The sequence below is a fragment of the Paenibacillus sp. FSL K6-1122 genome, from assembly GCF_037977015.1.
GTDB lineage: Bacteria > Bacillota > Bacilli > Paenibacillales > Paenibacillaceae > Paenibacillus > Paenibacillus amylolyticus.
Genome location: NZ_CP150272.1, coordinates 5,351,777 through 5,369,094, shown reverse-complemented (window position 1 = coordinate 5,369,094; position 17,318 = coordinate 5,351,777). Strand labels below are relative to the sequence as shown.

The 17,318-nt window shown below is 44.7% G+C and carries 16 protein-coding genes; 13 read left to right on the top strand and 3 right to left on the bottom strand.

The features are described from left to right. Positions 1-28 precede the first annotated feature (28 nt). The 4 genes from NSQ20_RS24055 (at position 29) to NSQ20_RS24040 (ending at position 4,092) form a co-directional block, all read left to right on the top strand. Positions 29-472: a GNAT family N-acetyltransferase gene (locus NSQ20_RS24055; protein WP_076319921.1), complete on the top strand. Its 444-nt coding sequence runs from the start codon at positions 29-31 to the stop codon at positions 470-472. Between the two features lie 146 nt (positions 473-618). Further along, positions 619-1,815: an MFS transporter gene (locus NSQ20_RS24050; protein WP_076319956.1), complete on the top strand. Its 1,197-nt coding sequence runs from the start codon at positions 619-621 to the stop codon at positions 1,813-1,815. After that, the gene (locus NSQ20_RS24045; RefSeq protein WP_076319922.1) at positions 1,797-3,119 is read left to right on the top strand and encodes an LLM class flavin-dependent oxidoreductase; all 1,323 of its coding nucleotides are present in this window, start codon (positions 1,797-1,799) and stop codon (positions 3,117-3,119) included. The genes NSQ20_RS24050 and NSQ20_RS24045 overlap by 19 nt, the downstream gene beginning before the upstream one ends. Positions 3,120-3,264: 145 nt before the next feature. After that, entirely contained in the window at positions 3,265-4,092 is an 828-nt protein-coding gene (locus NSQ20_RS24040; protein ID WP_076319923.1) for a sugar phosphate isomerase/epimerase family protein, read from the top strand. Positions 4,093-4,162: 70 nt separating this feature from the next. On the opposite strand, the gene NSQ20_RS24035 is transcribed toward NSQ20_RS24040, so the two are convergent. Next, entirely contained in the window at positions 4,163-5,041 is an 879-nt protein-coding gene (locus NSQ20_RS24035; protein WP_076252855.1) for an SDR family NAD(P)-dependent oxidoreductase, read from the bottom strand. 135 nt (positions 5,042-5,176) lie between these two features. Between NSQ20_RS24035 and NSQ20_RS24030 the strand changes: the two genes are divergently transcribed. Then, positions 5,177-5,638, top strand: coding sequence for a MarR family transcriptional regulator (locus NSQ20_RS24030; RefSeq protein ID WP_076319924.1), 462 nt, complete (start codon positions 5,177-5,179; stop codon positions 5,636-5,638). A gap of 131 nt (positions 5,639-5,769) precedes the next feature. Here NSQ20_RS24030 and NSQ20_RS24025 read toward each other — a convergent pair whose 3' ends face one another. Both NSQ20_RS24025 and NSQ20_RS24020 read right to left on the bottom strand, forming a co-directional pair. Next, on the bottom strand, positions 5,770-6,114 hold the full coding sequence (locus tag NSQ20_RS24025) for a hypothetical protein (protein ID WP_076319925.1): 345 nt from the start codon (positions 6,112-6,114) through the stop codon (positions 5,770-5,772). Between the two features lie 12 nt (positions 6,115-6,126). Beyond that, positions 6,127-7,086, bottom strand: a complete 960-nt coding sequence (locus tag NSQ20_RS24020; RefSeq protein ID WP_340031030.1) for a hypothetical protein — start codon at positions 7,084-7,086, stop codon at positions 6,127-6,129. Between the two features lie 609 nt (positions 7,087-7,695). On the opposite strand from NSQ20_RS24020, the gene NSQ20_RS24015 reads away from it, so the two are divergent. From NSQ20_RS24015 to NSQ20_RS23980, 8 genes are all read left to right on the top strand, one after another. Then, complete coding sequence (locus tag NSQ20_RS24015) at positions 7,696-11,226, top strand: S-layer homology domain-containing protein (protein WP_340031029.1); 3,531 nt, start codon at positions 7,696-7,698, stop codon at positions 11,224-11,226. A gap of 216 nt (positions 11,227-11,442) precedes the next feature. Continuing rightward, positions 11,443-12,390 (top strand): YafY family protein, encoded by a 948-nt coding sequence (locus NSQ20_RS24010; RefSeq protein WP_340031028.1) that lies wholly within the window; start codon positions 11,443-11,445, stop codon positions 12,388-12,390. A gap of 67 nt (positions 12,391-12,457) precedes the next feature. Then, entirely contained in the window at positions 12,458-12,994 is a 537-nt protein-coding gene (locus tag NSQ20_RS24005; protein ID WP_340031027.1) for a DinB family protein, read from the top strand. A gap of 26 nt (positions 12,995-13,020) precedes the next feature. Continuing rightward, positions 13,021-13,497 carry an EVE domain-containing protein gene (locus NSQ20_RS24000; RefSeq protein WP_340031026.1) on the top strand — a complete coding sequence of 159 codons (477 nt, stop codon included), beginning with the start codon at positions 13,021-13,023 and terminating at the stop codon, positions 13,495-13,497. Positions 13,498-14,266: 769 nt separating this feature from the next. Continuing rightward, positions 14,267-15,007 (top strand): hypothetical protein, encoded by a 741-nt coding sequence (locus tag NSQ20_RS23995; RefSeq protein WP_340031025.1) that lies wholly within the window; start codon positions 14,267-14,269, stop codon positions 15,005-15,007. Positions 15,008-15,504: 497 nt separating this feature from the next. Continuing rightward, a complete protein-coding gene (locus tag NSQ20_RS23990; RefSeq protein WP_340031024.1) occupies positions 15,505-16,098 on the top strand; it encodes a YdeI family protein in 594 nt (197 codons plus the stop codon). Between the two features lie 121 nt (positions 16,099-16,219). Then, positions 16,220-16,468: a type II toxin-antitoxin system HicB family antitoxin gene (locus NSQ20_RS23985; protein WP_083677503.1), complete on the top strand. Its 249-nt coding sequence runs from the start codon at positions 16,220-16,222 to the stop codon at positions 16,466-16,468. A 210-nt stretch (positions 16,469-16,678) separates the two neighbouring features. Further along, positions 16,679-16,879 carry a hypothetical protein gene (locus NSQ20_RS23980; protein WP_340031022.1) on the top strand — a complete coding sequence of 67 codons (201 nt, stop codon included), beginning with the start codon at positions 16,679-16,681 and terminating at the stop codon, positions 16,877-16,879. Positions 16,880-17,318 lie beyond the last annotated feature (439 nt).

The window sequence follows — 17,318 nt, the reverse complement described above, 5'->3', positions numbered from 1 at the left end:
GTGTCTCCACTGGAAAGGAATTCAACAAATGAACCCAATAACAATGCGTCAAGCTGTACAGGCAGACCAAGAGCAACTCGCTGATTTGCGAGCCTTGGTATTATACGATGATCTAACGAGACTGGGAAGGTACGATGATGTGAAGGTGCGTGAACGTTTCCGGAATACATTCAATCCTGCCCAGACACAGATTATTGAAGTGGAGGGTTCAATGGTAGGTTGTGTAGCGTTGAAGCCCAAGTCTGAGGTATATCTATTGGAACATTTCTACATACATCCCGATTATCAAGGCCAGAGAATAGGGACTCATGTACTGAACATGCTGCTGGAACAGGATGAAGTTCAGGGGAAACGTGTTATGTTAAATGTTTTGCAGGGAAGCCCTGCTCGGCGATTGTATGAACGATTTGGATTTGTGTTGGATAGTGAAGACGAGGTTGATGTGTTTATGTCGGTCCAATTGAAGGAATAGTACGATTACCATACGTAGTAGACCCATTCATTTAATTCTTGAATGGGTCTATTGAACTTTTCTATTATACTTTCCATTGGTCGTACCCTAATATGGATAATAACCTACTTTTTATATAGGAATTATATAGTATGGAGAATGCCAAGATGCCACAATGGAAGAGAAATCTGTATATTCTGTGGTTCGGCCTGTTTTTTAATCATATGGCGTACTCGCTGTCCGTTCCGTTCTTTCCTATATTCCTGCAAAATGATCTTGGTATACAGAGCGGTCTGGAAGCTTGGTCCGGTATTTCGATCTCGATCAGCTTTCTGATCAGCGGATTATGCGCACCCTTCTGGGGATCACTGGCTGATAAATATGGTAGCAAACTGATGCTAGTCCGTTCCGGAGTGGGGCTAGGCATTGCACATCTGGCTAACTTCTTTGTGTATGATCCGTATACGTTTATCGCGGTGAGGGTCTTTCAGGGACTCATGGCTGGTTTTCATCCCGCCTCGATTACACTGATTGGCACCAATACTCCGGAGAAACAGGTGGGTTATGCACTTGGCGTGATCTCCACGGCCAGCGCTGCGGGTGGGATTCTTGGTCCTCTTGCCGGTGGTGTGTTGAGTCACTGGATCGGACTGCGGGGATGTTTCATTGCATCCGCTGTCATTACGTTACTCGCGGCACTGATGGTCCTCGGTGTTAAGGAGTCACGACAAGCTCGTACGATAGTACCAACAAGGATCATAGGGGATTTGAAAAGAGCGGCTTCCACGCCGGGTTTGATTCGAATCTACAGTTTGATTCTCCTAGTCTCGACCTCCGTGCTCATCATCGAACCGGTGCTGACGCTCTATGTGGTCCAGATTGGTGGAGATGTTGGCAGTGCAACACTTAGTGCAGGGATTGTTTTCTCGGCGATTGGTGTGGCAACGGTCATTATGGGGCCGCGATGGGGGAAGATTGGTGGAAGGATCGGATACGAGAAAACCCTGTTTATTGGTCTGATTGGCGGCGGAATTGGCAGTCTGCTGCAAATGACAGCAAATAATCTGATTTATTTTGGCAGCCTGCGATTTGTTTATGGTTTGTTCTTTGCCGCAGTCTATCCCGCGCTTAATGCGCTGATCATCAAGTATGCTGATCACGATTTTCGTGGGAGGGCTGTCAGTCTGAGTCAGACGGCGAGTCAGTTCGGTATTGTACTTGGACCGTTAATCGGTGGTTTTCTCGGTGGATGGTTCGGCATTCCGTTTATTTTTCTCTTCACAGGCATTGTATTGCTTGGAGCGGCTTGGGCAGTGTCATCACCACAACATAGGGAGGAATATATATGTCGCAACGACAATTGAAGTTGGGAGCTAATCTGAACGGAGTGGGTAACAGCATTTCCTTTTGGCGTCACCCGGATATTCCCATTAACGCGAGCTTTAGCCTGGAATTCTACAAGAAGCAGGTGCGTATCGCGGAAAAAGGGAAGTTTGATCTGCTCTTTATTGCAGATGGCCTCTTCATCAACGAGAAGTCCAATCCTCATTTTCTCAATCGCTTCGAACCTTTGACGCTTCTGTCCGCACTCGCCGGGGTAACTTCCCACATCGGGCTGGTTGCTACATTATCTACTTCCTATAGTGAACCCTTCACGGTTGCGCGGCAATTTGCCTCGTTGGATCAATTAAGCGGTGGGAGAGCCGGATGGAATGTGGTTACTTCACCTCTGGAAGGATCGGCCCTTAACTTTGGCAAAGGTGAACATCCCAACCATGCGCTGCGCTACGAGATTGCGGAAGAACATCTGAATGTGGTCAAAGGACTTTGGGATTCCTGGGAGGACGATGCCTTTGTCGGAGACAAAGAGCAGGGCGTATTCTTCGATCCTGCCAAGTTACATACGCTGAATCACAAGGGAGCGCACTTCTCGGTACAGGGTCCGCTTAATGTGGGGCGTTCGAAGCAGGGTCATCCGGTCATTTTCCAAGCGGGCTCATCTGAATCTGGTAAAGATCTGGCCGCCCGATCGGCAGATGCCGTCTACACGGGACATGAGACACTGGAGGAAGCAAAGGAGTTCTACTACGATGTGAAAGCAAGAGCGGTGGCTTATGGACGCAAGGCAGAGGATATCCTGATCTTCCCGGGCATCGGCCCCATTGTGGGCAGGACGGAGGAAGAGGCGGAGCAGAAGTATCAGGAAATTGCCGAACTGGTGAGTATTGATCAGGCGTTGAACTATCTGGGGAGGTACTTCGATCATTATGACTTCTCCCAGCACGCGCTGGACGAACCTTTCCCCGAGATTGGGGAGATTGGCAGCAATAGCTTCCGTAGTACAACAGACAAGATCAAGCAGAAGGCGCGAGAACAAGGGCTGACCCTGCGCCAAGTGGCATTGCTGGCATCTACCCCACGTACATCGTTCATTGGTACACCGGATCAGATCGCAGATCAGATTCAGGAATGGTTTGAAGGTGAAGCGGCAGACGGATTCAATGTTCGTACCGTGGTGCCCAATGGATTGGAAGATTTCGTGGAGCTAGTTGTTCCGGTTCTGCAAGAACGAGGGCTGTTCCGTACGGAGTATGAACATGAGACGCTTCGGGAGAATCTGGGTCTTGAGATTCCGCGTAATCGGTATACGTTGGAGAGTGTGAGATAGAGATGTTAGAGCGGTAATGACGTTAATATAACGTTGTTGCGGCTCTTTTTGATGGTTTCTTTTTCGGAGAGTACTGCTATTATAAAATGATAAAGAAAATGATACACAAGCTGCAATTCCAGACGAGTCACAGGAGGAGATTGGGATGATTAGAGGGTTAACGAATGCGGGACTGGGCAATATCGAGTCTGATGAACAATATATCACAGAAGCGGCCAAGCACGGATTCGGATCTGTAGATTTGAATCCGCTCTCATTGATTGAAACGTATGGCAAGGAACAGGCGCAACATCTGCTGGAAAGCAATCAGGTGATCATCGGTTCATCGGGTCTGACGGTAGAGTGGCGGACGACAGATGAGCAATTCCGTGAGGGATTGCAATCGTTGGTCGCTATGGCAGAAGCTTCTGCTTCGCTGGACTGTTACAGCTGTTGCACGTATATTTTACCCTCAACGGATCAACCGGCAGCGCAATTTATGGCAGCGGCTACGAAACGTTTGAGACTCTGCGCAGATATCTTGGACGCTTACGGAATTAAGTTGGGTCTGGAGTTTGTGGGATGCCATCACTTGCGGACGCAATGGAAGAATCCGTTTATCTGGCGTGTGGAAGATACGCTGGACTGGATTGAGACGATCCATGCGCCTAACGTAGGTTTATTGGTAGATTCCTATCACTGGCATACGAATGGTTTACCGATGGAAGATCTGCTGAAGCTGAAGAAAGAGCAGATTGTTCATGTTCACATTAATGATGCCTATGATATGCCCGTTGAAGAATTGCTGGATTATGAGCGTTTGTACCCCGGCGAAGGGGTCATTGATCTGAGTGGTTTTCTGAGAAACCTGCAGGCGATTGGTTACAATGGTGTGGTGGCTCAGGAAGTACTGGCACCGGCGCCGACCCTAAGTACGAGTGAACTGTTCGCTAAGACGAAAGCAGGTTTTGACAAGGTATTTGCGGCAATCTAAGTTACTGAAAAAAGGAAGGGTTGTTCCTAGCTATGTTAATGGCTTATGGAACACCCCTGTTCTTTTTTGATTAATCCAGCACGCCGTGATCTTTCATCAGTTGTTTCGTAACGATCCACAGTCTGTTTTGCATGGCCTCATCTCCGCCAGGATGTATAGGAACAATAGATGCTCCAGTTCCCACATTGAAATATCCTCCTGATACCTCGCCATACTTCGAATCCACAGCCAACCGAGTAATGATATCCGCACCCCGGCGCGGGTCGCCGATGTGCAAAAAGGTTAACATGCGTTCAAGCACACTTGCAAACCATAGTTCTCGTCCTAGACCCGTAACATTAAAGCCAGGATTCAAGGCATTTACGCGAATTCCGGTTCCACGCCATTGTCTGGCTAGTTCCCCAGTAAACATAATATTGAGCAGTTTGGTTTTGCCATAGATTGGAGAGGAACCGCGTGCAGTAAAAGGAGTGATATCCGTTAAGTCATCTGGCAACACCAGTGTGCCATGATTCCGCGAAGCTTCAGATGCAACATTGACGACTCGGGCATGGCCGGATTGAATCAGGGAAGATTGCAAGGTGTGCGTTAATAGCCAAGGCGCCAAATAGTTGACGGCTATCATCTCGGCATATCCTTCGGACGTGACTCGCTGTTCAAAAGCATGAAGTCCGGCATTATTCAAAAGTACGTCTATACGCGGATAAGCGGCTGCAATCTCCAGCCCAACACGTTTTACATCACTCAGTAAGGACAAGTCTCCATAGAAAAATTCGATTTTGGCAGAAGGCATGATTTCCTTGATTTTGTACCTGGTAGTCTCTGCACGTTCCTTACTTCGGGTTGTGAGTATAAGATATGCCCCGCGTTTGGCGAGTTCCATGGCTGCAAGCTGCCCTAAACCGCTTGTTGCTCCGGTAATTACAATAATGGGATGTTTAGTTTTCATGAGAAGATCTCCTTTTGACACGAATAGATTCGGAATTATATAATGGACATAAATCAACTATAAATATTAATTGATATTTGTCAACTATATTTCAGGAGTCTACTTTCATGTTTCAGGGAGAGGGAGTTTACAATAATGAGTGAAAATCCAGTCAAAACCAAAGATAGAGCAACCCTCGAGCTAGCGCTGGGTGAGCAGATTCATGCACTGATCAGTGCATCGCATGCGCTTAACGTTCGATCTGCCGAGCGTTTTGATGCGAACCTGCAACCTGCCGCTTTTCAACTGGTACGGTGGCTCTACTCCTATGGCCCAACAAGTGCCGCGGCTTTGGCAGAAGCGAATGCAATGGACCGCAGCTCGGTCAGCCGATTAATCAAACAACTCGAAAAGTCGGGATATGTTAGCAAAGAGCAAGACCCCAAGGATCGCCGCGGGGTATTACTATCTCTTACGGAACTTGGTCAACAATCGACGGTTGGTGCGCTCAAGGAGAAGGAGTCCGTTTTTTATGACCGTATATCCAGATGGGATGATAAGGAACTGGAACGTTTCACCGCCATGCTCAGGCAGTTTAACGGATTGGAAGAAAAGTGAGAGGAACAATAGTGTGGATTGTATTTGATACCTGAACCATAGGACATGTCACCCTTCAGCGAGTGAGACTATAAAATTCATAGCAAAAGCGGACATCTGGTGATGTCCGCTCGTGAAGTTCCCGGATCATTTTATAGTTTCCAGGGAAGCTGCGGGATTTTATATCGGAAACCCTGATGGTTTTCTTTTCTCACATATATCCAAGGTGGGGGGACGGGGGTGCCTAGTGCTTTATACAAGACCGTTCCTTCATCGCTTACGGAATATTCTTCGATACTACTTTGGATATCCTCCCAATGAACCTTACCTTGGTAAGACAGTGTTTGCCCTTGAACGATAACATGAGGTGCACCTGAAATAACTCTCTGCGTTATGTTGAGAACTCCAACCTTTCCTGAGGACAATATCATCAATTCGCTCATGAAAAGTATGATAATCAAAATGACTATGCTCACAATCCATCGCTTTTTTCTCATTTTGTGACCCCCCTACCTAGGAATCATTCCCTCATAGTTAATGTCTTTTAATGACATAATCTCGTCAGAGATGGTATTGATTTTGACTGAATAGGGCTTAATAGCTTGCAGGAATTCATTAATGGTATTCTTCCGATCTTTATGAAAGGCTGTAGATGTGATGTGATGCTCCTTTAATACGTTATCGTTCATTATGACTTGTTTAGAATAACTAACTGAATCACTATAATCGATTAGATGCGTAACCCCCGTGAATTTGCCACTAGTTAATGTACCTTTGGAGAATTCGGATGGTTTAATCCCAATATATTTTTCAGAAGAACCGTGTTTCTTTTTATAATTGATAATCGTGTCAAAAAAGTCCTTATCTCCGGTTAACTTTTCGTTGAAATAATCATTTTTGAGAGTAATCGTAGTTGTATGATCAGTATATCCTAGTGAGACAGTATCTGAAGAGTGGATTGCGTAATATCCCTGAGACATCTTGCCCTGATTGAATGTTCCATCGTTAATGGTGTTGTTGTAACGGTCATTTACAGGGTAAACCTTGCCATCAGAAGTAAGATACTGTACTTCTAACCATTGCGTAATTTCTTTTCCTTTACCATGATATGTATCATTAATCCATGATCCGGTGTAGGTTTTTGTAGTGAATTCACCTGTTCCATGGCCCATATTAGATTCATTGTAATCCTCAAAGGGGACACCTCCACCTTCAACTAATGTATATGTATACTTGCCTTTTCCTTGCCGTGTACCACTCACCCAATCTCCAGAGTAAACTTCGGTTTTTCCCCATCTCGCGGTTCCTTTACCATGAGGTTTCCCGTTTGAAACTTCACCATAGTACGTCCCTCCATCTGATAATTTTAAGGTTACTTTCTTCGATGCTGCTTCTGTTGGAGTAGAGATTGATAATAGTCCAATGATAATGGTGATTGTTAATCCAAAACCTAGATAGAATCTTTTCAAAAGTGTACAACTCCCTCAATGAATAATGATCCTTGCGTTGTTAGCCATCTCCAACATTATCGGTTTATGTGTCGTATTTTTCCAGTATGAATATAAAGTGGAGATAGGTCGGATTTCACAAACAACTCGCCCCCATTTCACAAAAGTAAAGATGTGAAGGCTGATACAAAATCCCGCTCAACCCAAAGTACCTGCGGCTTCAGGGCATATTATGCCTATGATTCGTGGGTACTTTTTTTCTATACTCAGCGTATACGTAACCCTGATCTTTTTACAAAATCCACTATGTACTCCGCTTCATCATTTCGCCTACACCAATTCTCCTCCTAATGATCCACAGCAGTGGGGGAACTTTCCTGAATCGTGAACAATCTCTGAATTTTGTATCACCTCCTATTTGCAGCATTATCCCTAGATTCAATATCCTAATTTGGAGCAGTACAGAGCATGACTCTGTTAGAAAAAGCTTGAGTAACCTTTAACGGAATATGAAAGAATGCAGGTATATGTAAAATTTTAAATACATGCTTCCAGGCCGTTGACCCTGCCCCCAAAAGTCTCTTATATTTACTCCCGACACAACAACTCAGAACGGGTGGTGGGATGATTTTGTTTATTAATAAAGGCAAGAAAGTGCTCGCTATGCTTACACTTATACCCTTGGCTACAGGGATGGTCATGGGGGCTTTCCCTGCTGCGATAACGTATGCAGATGCTGGGGACAACACATCGATCAACAGCTCGGCAACAGGTTCTTGGCAAACGGGAGATTTGCATGTACATACGTTTGAGTCCGATGATGCACAGGTTTCACTGGAGAACGTGCTCGATGCGGGTTTAACCAAATATGGTCTGGACTGGATCGCACTTACGGATCATTTGCGGTTATCCAAGCGAGATCACAACGGGAACGACATTTCGGGTGGACCAATACCGATGTCCCAAGGAATGAATGAGTATCAAGTACCACAGATCAAGGCACTTCAGGATGCAGGCAAATACGCAGGTAAAACGATCTTTTCCGGTTTCGAATGGGACATGCCGACACATGAACACGTTGGGGTGGGGATTCTTACGGATGAGCCAAACTCAACCGAAGCGCTGAACGCTGCCAAGGAATTCGAATACCGTTTCACGAATCGCGCAGCGAACCTGTTTAATGCGGCTGACGTAACAAAATGGGATCAGAACGGAGGGCGTGCTTACACGACTCATCAGGATGCCTTAGCCGCCATCAATTGGCTCGCAACGAACTATCCAACGACAAGTTATGCGATGATCAACCACCCTTCACGCGGCAAAAACAAATATACCGTCGCGGACTTCCGTGAGTTCAACGATCTGGCTCCACAAGTGGTATTTGGTATCGAAGGCATGCTGGGTAACCAGATGGAACCGGATCGTGGAGGGTACAACACAAGCTACAATGTAGCTAATCCGACCGCAGATGATGGATACAAATACCGCACATACGGCGGTGTAGACTATATGGTCGCCAAGGTTGGCGGACTATGGGATGCAATGCTTGGAGAAGGACGTCACTTCTGGAACTATGGCAATTCGGATTACCACTTCAAGACGATTGGCACGAATTCCAGTGGTTATTTTCCGGGCGAATATGCCAAGACGTATTCCTGGGTTGAGGGTACAGGTATGCAGGCTGTTCTGGATGGACTGCGTTCGGGGAAATCATTTTCCGTATTCGGCGATCTGATCAACGCACTGGACTTTACAGCTTCCGGGGCGGGTGCTCAGGTTGAGATGGGCGGAGACCTTAATGTGACTCAAGGCGATGAAGTAGAGCTGAAGATTCGCTTCAAGAGTCCAACGACGAGCAACAACTATGAAAATCCAATCAACAGTGGTACGTCCGCTGGACAAGTACCCGTGGTGGATCACGTTGATCTCATCGCTGGGGATGTGACAGCCAAGGCCCAGAAGGGTACAGTCGCATATACCAAAGACACCAACGATTCTACCAAAGTACTGGCTACCTTCACATCCAACGATTGGACGACAGATGCCGAAGGTTATAATGTCATCACGTACAAGATCAAAGCCACAGACCAGGACAAGTATTTCCGCCTGCGCGGTACGAATCTGGGCATGAACGTGACAGGTGAGACTGTAGACGGTGAACCACAACTTGATCCAAAAAATACGACAGCTGATGCAACGACCCGTTTTAATCAAATTAACGATAGCAACTATCGCGATCTGTGGTTCTACTCCAACCCAATCTTCATGAGTGCCACACCTTACAGTGATGCACAGGCGGTAACCGATACGCTTCAAGCAATCGATCTGGGCGATCTGAACGCGGTCCATTCCGATCTTACCCTTCCTGTTGAAGGGAAGCATGGTGCAACGATTAGCTGGTCCAGCTCCAACCCGGAACTAATGAATAACGAGGGCAAGCTGCTAACGCAACCGGACAATAATGAGCGATTGGAACTGACGGCAACCGTGCAACGTGGCACGGAGTCACAACCCAAAACGTTCACTGTCATTGTGGAAGGCAAGAATAATCAGGCACTGGTATTAAAAAGCAACATGACTACCGCTGACGGCCAGCCGTATCACACGGATACATGGACGAACCATTCCGTAACGGTTAGTGTAACCAGCGCAGTATACGCACCTTCTACTTCCGCGATCATCGAGTTGTCCCGTGATGGAGGGCAGACTTATGAACTTTATACAGAGAATACACCTTTGGAGGTAACGGAGCCTGGAGAACACAACCTTTTATTCCGAGCAACAGACGATCTGGAACAAACGTATACTTTACCTCTGGTCATTAAAATAGACCGGGAGATTCCCGTCATCACCCTGCAAGGTAGCAGCCAGATGACGCTGATCGTGGGAGATACGTACAACGAGCCTGGAGCACAGGCTTCTGATAATGTCGGCATCCGTGGTTCCGTGCAGGTGGATGGCACGGTGAACACACAAGCAGCAGGAATCTACACCCTTCGGTATAACGTGAAGGATATCGCTGGTAATGCGGCACAGGAAGTTATCCGTACCGTGACTGTACAAGCCCGCTCAGGCAATGGTGGCGGGGGTTCAGGTGGAGGTAATGGAGGCAACTCTGGTGGGAATTCTGGAGGAAGTACACCAAGTGTGCCAACAACGCCTACCGTTCCAACCAACCCGGAAACGGGGTCAGATTCATCCACTGAAGTGAAGGTAGAGGTGGAAGCGAATCAGCCGGTCCAAACGGGTTTGAAAGACATCGTGCAATTCAATGTTCCATCGGGGGCTATCGGTTCCAAGGATGCACTGAAAGTGTCTGTGGTTGCCAAGGACAAGTTGCAGAATAAAGCTTCCCTGAATTTACTTGGACAAGCTGTTCAGATCAGCCGCAGTGGCGGAAGAACGTTGAATGATCAGGCGGCATTGAGCCTGAATGTAGATTCGGCAGATCTGCCTAACGGCACCCAGCCTGCGATCTACTATTATAATGAAGCTCGTCAGAGCTGGGTATTTATCGGTGGCAAGATGAATGCAGCAGGAAGCATAACGGCCAATGTTAATCATCTGGGTACATTCGTTGTGTCCAGTTACACACCGGTGAATCTGTCTGACCTGAATGGACACTGGGCTTCCGACTACGCAGATCGTTTGTTGGGCATGAACGTGATTCAAGGTTACACAGATGGTACGTTCCAACCCTCGAAGAAGATCACACGGGCAGAGTTTGTTACGTTGCTCAGTAAGGCGCTGGCATTGAAGTCCGTGAATTCGGATCTGACATTTGCAGATCAAGGTAGTCTGCCAGACTGGGCAAAAGGTGATATTGCCGCAGCCGTGCAAGCCGGAATCGTGAAAGGCTATGGTGATAACACATTTAAGCCTGATCGGACCATTACCCGTGCCGAGATGGCTGTCATGATGGCGAATGCGCTGAAAGTAAGTTCAGATGCACAAGCCGGAATGTCTGGTAATACATCCGTTAAACCAAACTTCACCGATGCATCACAGACGCCATCTTGGGCACAAGAAGCACTGGATGCAGCGGTGCAGGCCAAGATTGTGAGCGGATATACAGACCATACGGTACGTGCAGGAAGTGAAACGAATCGAGCTGAAGCTGCGACGATGATCTATAATTTGTTGCTGGCCATGTACGTGTAAGAGGTAACGAAGAGAATTAACCGTATATAAAGCAGATATAAAGTAGATGAAAAACTGATATCCTTTTGGGGTATCAGTTTTTTTGGGATTAAGAGTTGCTCATCTCTTCGGGGGTGGCATGTAAGAAGGTCCATTGCTGTAATTCACGAGACGAAAGGGCAAGTTACTGTGATAGAATGAGTTAGGTTTGGATGATGAAACGGTGGGGGCTAGAAAATGAACAAAACGGAGCGGCAGCTTGCGATTACGCTTGAATTGCAGCGAAGAAAGATGTTAAGAGCAGAAGATTTAGCTGCTCAATTTGAGACAAGTGTACGTACGATATATCGAGATATTCAGGCATTAAGTGAGGCTGGTGTTCCGATTATGGGTGCTCCGGGTCATGGGTATTCCCTCATGGAAGGATATTTTCTGCCCCCGGTAAGCTTCACCGCAGAGGAAGCCGTATCCCTGCTCATGGGAGCTGATTTTATCGAACAGAGAATGGATACAGAATACGCGATGGAGGCTAAGTCGGCTCAACGAAAAATTGAAGCAATCTTACCAGAATCCGTTCGTAATGAATCCACACGTGTACGGGAAACGATGCGACTGCTTCATACGGTTGAACCTTTAACCCGAGCACGGGTGAAAACATACCTTAACCAGATACGTAATGCCATTCTGGATCAACGTAAAATCAGCTTTATGTATCTGAAAAAAATGCCAGGAACGGATGGCAATCGGTATAATATGCGTGAGGTTTCACCCTACGGACTCTCACTGGTTCAGGAGAATTGGATGTTAATTGCACGTTGTGATATGCGACAAGACATCCGTCATTTTCGTTTGTCACGCATGACTGAACTTTCCGTGATGGAGGATCAATTCCTTTTGCCACCGGATTTTGATCTTAACAGTTATCGACCTCCTGACGACCGTAACGAACAAGTATTAATCAGGGCTAAACTTGAAATCACTGACAAAGTTATGGAGGCTCTGCATTTTTATATGGATGCATTTGAGGAGCAAGAGGAGGGTGTTGTTTTTCATTTTCGTGTTCGCTATCCGGAGGAAATATTGCATTATTTACTTGGTTGGGGTGGAGATATCGAGGTCTTGGAGCCAGAGTCTTTACGCTTCCGAATGAAGGAAGTAGCCAAAAACATCTTAAAACACTACTGACATACACCTGTCAGTAGTGTTTTTTTATACTTTGATATATCACAGATCAAGAGGAGTGGGTTGAAGGATGAGAAGTACAACGGAAGTATTGACATCATTTGAAACGGCAGTAGAACGATATTTGGCAGAACTGAACAAATTGGATATGGGGAGCTTACTTAAAAAACAAAGTGAAGAGGAATGGTCCATTGGACAGATGTATGTACATTTGATTCAATCAGCGCTTTTCATGCATTTGCATAATATTGAGCAGTGTTTGAGCAGCGGGGATTCAACATTAAACTCGGGGGAGGAAAAAACAGAACTGGGTAGGCAAGTGTTTGAATTAGGACAATTCCCTCCCGTTCCAATTAAGGTTCCTGCTTCCCCGCAGTACACCCCGCAACCACCCGAGAGCATGGAGTCCTTGATTGATGGGCTTCACATGGTCGTGGACCGGATGAGAAGCACGGCATCTGTTTTACACCAAGCGTCCGTAAACAACAAAATACGTCATCCAAGGCTTGGCGCTCTAAATGCTCAGGAGTGGTTTTTGTTAATAGAGATGCACTACAGACATCATTTTTTACAATTGGATCGATTAAAATCGAATCTAGAAATGTAAATGAGAGAAGGGAATGGGGTGGATCCATGAAACCAAATCAGGACAGCAGATATTGGATTGGCGTTGTATCTGCTTCTCATGTGAATGTAGCCGTAGAGGGAGGGTTTGCGCAGCTGTGCCATGGCAAGTCAGCGCTGTTGCGACAGATGTCCGCGGGTGATTGGCTGATATACTATTCTCCACGCACAGACATATCAACAGGCAAGCCACTTCAGGCTTTTACCGCTATTGGTCAAATTACCGACGACAGGATATACCAATATCAGATGTCGGAATCCTTTGTACCCTTTCGCCGAGATCTTCGTTATCTTCCGTGTCGAGAAGTAAAGATCGCAACGTTGTTAGACCAGCTTAGTTTTACACGCGAGAATCGCAATTGGGGGTTTCCATTTCGTAAAGGTCACTTTGAGATTGGGGCTGAAGACTTCATGATGATAGCTTCATCCATGTTGGAAGATGAGACACAGTCACTACTGGATATTAGCTTAAGCCATAAATGTTAACCAAAGCAAAAGGCCCATAGATTGTCTATGGACCTTTTTGCTTTATGCATAATCATAAAAAGCTCTGACGATCATTACGGGTGTGTGAGACATCCATGAGTAACCGTTGTGTACATGTTATAAATGGTCGGTTTGACATCAACAGACCAATAGTGAGTGAGCGTAGGAGAATTTAAGAGTGCACGACGAGCCGCTAATCATGCGGCTTTTTTTCGATTTTCAATTGAAGAACCATAACTCTAAAGATGAAACTAAAACCATATCGGGCTTCTTATGGGAATTATCTACGTAAGAACATATTATTTAATATTTCATTACAAAATGTAACATTTTTTTGGTTGGATATGGTAGATAGTTTTGAATAAAATATGGATTTGGATAATATTTGTAGTAAAATTGAGCAGTGTAATTAGTAAGTATTTTGTCTTATTCGTATTTGCGATCGTATTATTCTATATCCCGACAGGAAGATCTTTAATTATTATTACACATCGGTTGCTTAAAACAAGTAGAGCGACTCCAATGTATTCTAGCTCTTGTAATAATTTGTCTGGTGTAATGAAAGGGCTACAGTCTGACTATTATATGCAATCTTTTGATGCTGAATTGAAGGCTTCTACATGTATCCAAATGCGTGTAGGTTGCAGGATCACCAAGCATGATCTAACTCAACAGGATATTTTGATAGTGGATATGTAAATGGCTGGACCTAAAAAGCAGAATAAAGCGTTAGGAATATATACCCACTAAATAAGAGGAGGGTCTACCTGTGAAGAAAAAAACATTGGTTTCAATCCTCACCATACCACTGGTAGCTGCATCTGTGAGTGGCTACATGTACTTGAATGAACCATCTGTAGTTAGTGCTCAAAGCGATGTTGAAAGCGCAGCACTGAAGGCGACTCAGGGTAAGGTCGATTACATTAAAGAATCGTTTGAAGACGGGTCATACATCGTTCGCTACCGGGACCGTGTGAATTTGACAGAAATCACTGAGGAATACCGTGATAACCAGCTTCATAATAAATTGATTGTTGAAGATGGTGGTAAGAAAATCACTTCGTATGGTCGAGATTTCGAGACAGGGAAATTGGTGGGGAATACCTGGACCATGCCGGACAACATAGCTGCTGAAAATGAGAAGTTGCTACAGATCTCGCTCTTGGAGAATGCAAAAGAAGAATTACGGAGTCAGGATTGGACAGTACTGGAAGCAGCGGGCACACAATCCCGTTCTGCTACACAGAGTAACGAGCAAAAAGCTGTTTCGGAGGATAACCTCCACAAGGAAGTTGTAACCATTGATGTAAATACGGGTTTACCGACAAAACGTGTGATTTATCAGAAAGACAAAAACGGTGAAATTGTAACTAGCTCTACCAAGACCGAAGAGTACAAGTACCTGGATTCCATGCCGATGAAGATCCAGAGTTTTGCTCCGGAAGAATCCGTAGAGATTAAAGAAATACCGGCGCCTGTAATTGAAGATAAGGTGCTTGGAGGTTCTTAAGACTTTCTGTTCCATCAACAAGTAGAATTAAATAAGACAGCCAGCCCCCGTACTTGGGAGCTGGCTGTCTTATTTCTTATCCGTAGCCGGAATTAACTTGATGGGAGTTCAGATTGTTCTACGAGTTTATCAAACAGTTGTGGGTCCGTCTTTTTAAAGAATTGAAGTTGATCATCAGTTAGTTTGCACATAGTTCCTTTTTGCTGAGTCTTTATAAACATTGAAAAGAATAGTTGTTTAGTTGGGGAAAAGGGTTTTAGAATCAGGTCCGTTGCTCTCCATAAATAAGTAATCCCAAATAATTCAAACCAATTAATACGTCTTCTTAAATCACTTTCTTTAATTATAGGCCATCTAACAGGATGGTCCTTGTTGCTATTAAGGTTTAAATTCAAGTGGAAAAGTCAATAAAAGCTCTGTAAGCAACGCTGTACAATCTACTGAAAACCAGTACAATTGAACCTATAAAACCATGAGATAAAGAGAGGTATTTCTCCATGACGGATACAAGTGGGAATCGCAAAGTTGACGGCTATCTAAAGAAACTCAAAACGTGGAAGGAAGAGTCCACAAAGCTGAGAGAGATTATTCGGGATTTTGAACTGACAGAGGATATGAAATGGATGCACCCTTGTTACATGCTGGATGGAAAAAACATCGTTTTAATCCATGGATTCAAAGAATACGGGGCCATTCTGTTCTTCAAAGGTGCTCTGCTGAAGGATACACACGGCATTTTGGTCCAGCAAACGGAGAATGTACAGGCAGAGCGCCAGCTTCGCTTCACCAGTCTGGAGCAGATTGTGGAGCAGGAGGCTATGATCAGAGCCTATATCCAGCAAGCGATTGAAGTGGAACAGGCAGGATTGCAGGTGGAAATGAAAAAGACTACCGAATATAGCGTTCCTGAGGAACTTCAGCAGCAGTTCGATGAGAATCCTGCTTTCCGAGATGCATTTGAAGCACTGACACCCGGACGGCAGCGGGCATATCTCTATTATTTCTCACAACCGAAGCAATCCAAAACAAAAGTGTCACGAATCGAGAAGTACATGCAGCCGATCCTGGAGGGCAAAGGATTGAATGATTAATCTTATAACAATATATTTGAGGGAAATTAAGATTTAAAACGAGTTGAAAGCCTTTCAGATATAATCCGAAAGGCTTTTTGCTGTTTTTGCTAAAAGTATAGATAACAGGAGAGTGTCCCATATGATTCGAACTTATCAATACTACGCAATTTTTAATTTTGCTGAGGATGGAATTAATGTTACATTTCCTGATCTGCCCGGATGTATCACCTGTGGCGAATCAATTGATGAAGCATTATTGATGGCGAAAGAAGCACTTGAATTATTTTTGGATGGAGAACCTGTTGAAGATATTCCGCCTTCTCAAAGCATAATGCCTGAATTATTGAATCCTAAAGATAAAGCATATTTAATTGAAGCAAATATCTGAAGCTTCAGCAGAAAGATCGGAATAAATAACTGTGAGTTGTTACAATTAGTGAAAATATTTTCATAATAGATGGGAAAACTTTGAGAATAATGACTAGTAACGGGAATGGACTGAATTAAAGCATCATTTCTACAAGAATCGATATCTCGATCAACAATTCGCTGGAGTTGTTATTGCTAGGTCAAATTTCCAATGAGATGGATAGCCAACTTGGTAATGTTATTAGGTAAAAAGATTCAAACCGAATGTATTACTGAATCCATCTCTGAAAGAGAAGTATCGAACTTTGATGTAGATCTTGGAGATAAGGCGGAACCTTTTAGAGTAAATCCTTTTAATCGCATAGATTTTGATTTGCAAGATGAGTTAGCTAAGGAGTCTCGAAAGAAAGGTCCAAAAAATCAAATATGAGTGAGAAGCAAAATTATCGTAAAAGTGCTAATAAATAAGTACATCACTGATCATAGCCCCATCACGTAGAGACAATTAAAAAGATTTTCACTAAGCGGCGACTTTTTCCCTAGAATTCAATCGGGGAGAGGTCGCCAATTTTTTTTGAAGAAACTTCAAACCAAAATAACTGACTTCGCAACTTGCTCATATTATCTGAATACACCTTTTTGGTTTCAGGTCAGACGCGACAGACTAAGTTTAAACATCGCTGAATCTCTGGGAACATAGGTAATTGTAAAAAAATAAATATCGTAAGAAAGTAGCACATCGTTGCGGTTTTTTTGTGAATCAAAAAAAAAGGGGGTTGACTTTCTCTTTGGTTCAGGGGGGGGCCTTGACAGGCGTATGTTATGATCAAAAAGTTGAAAGTTCTCCTGCAGATTTTGAACGAGAATCA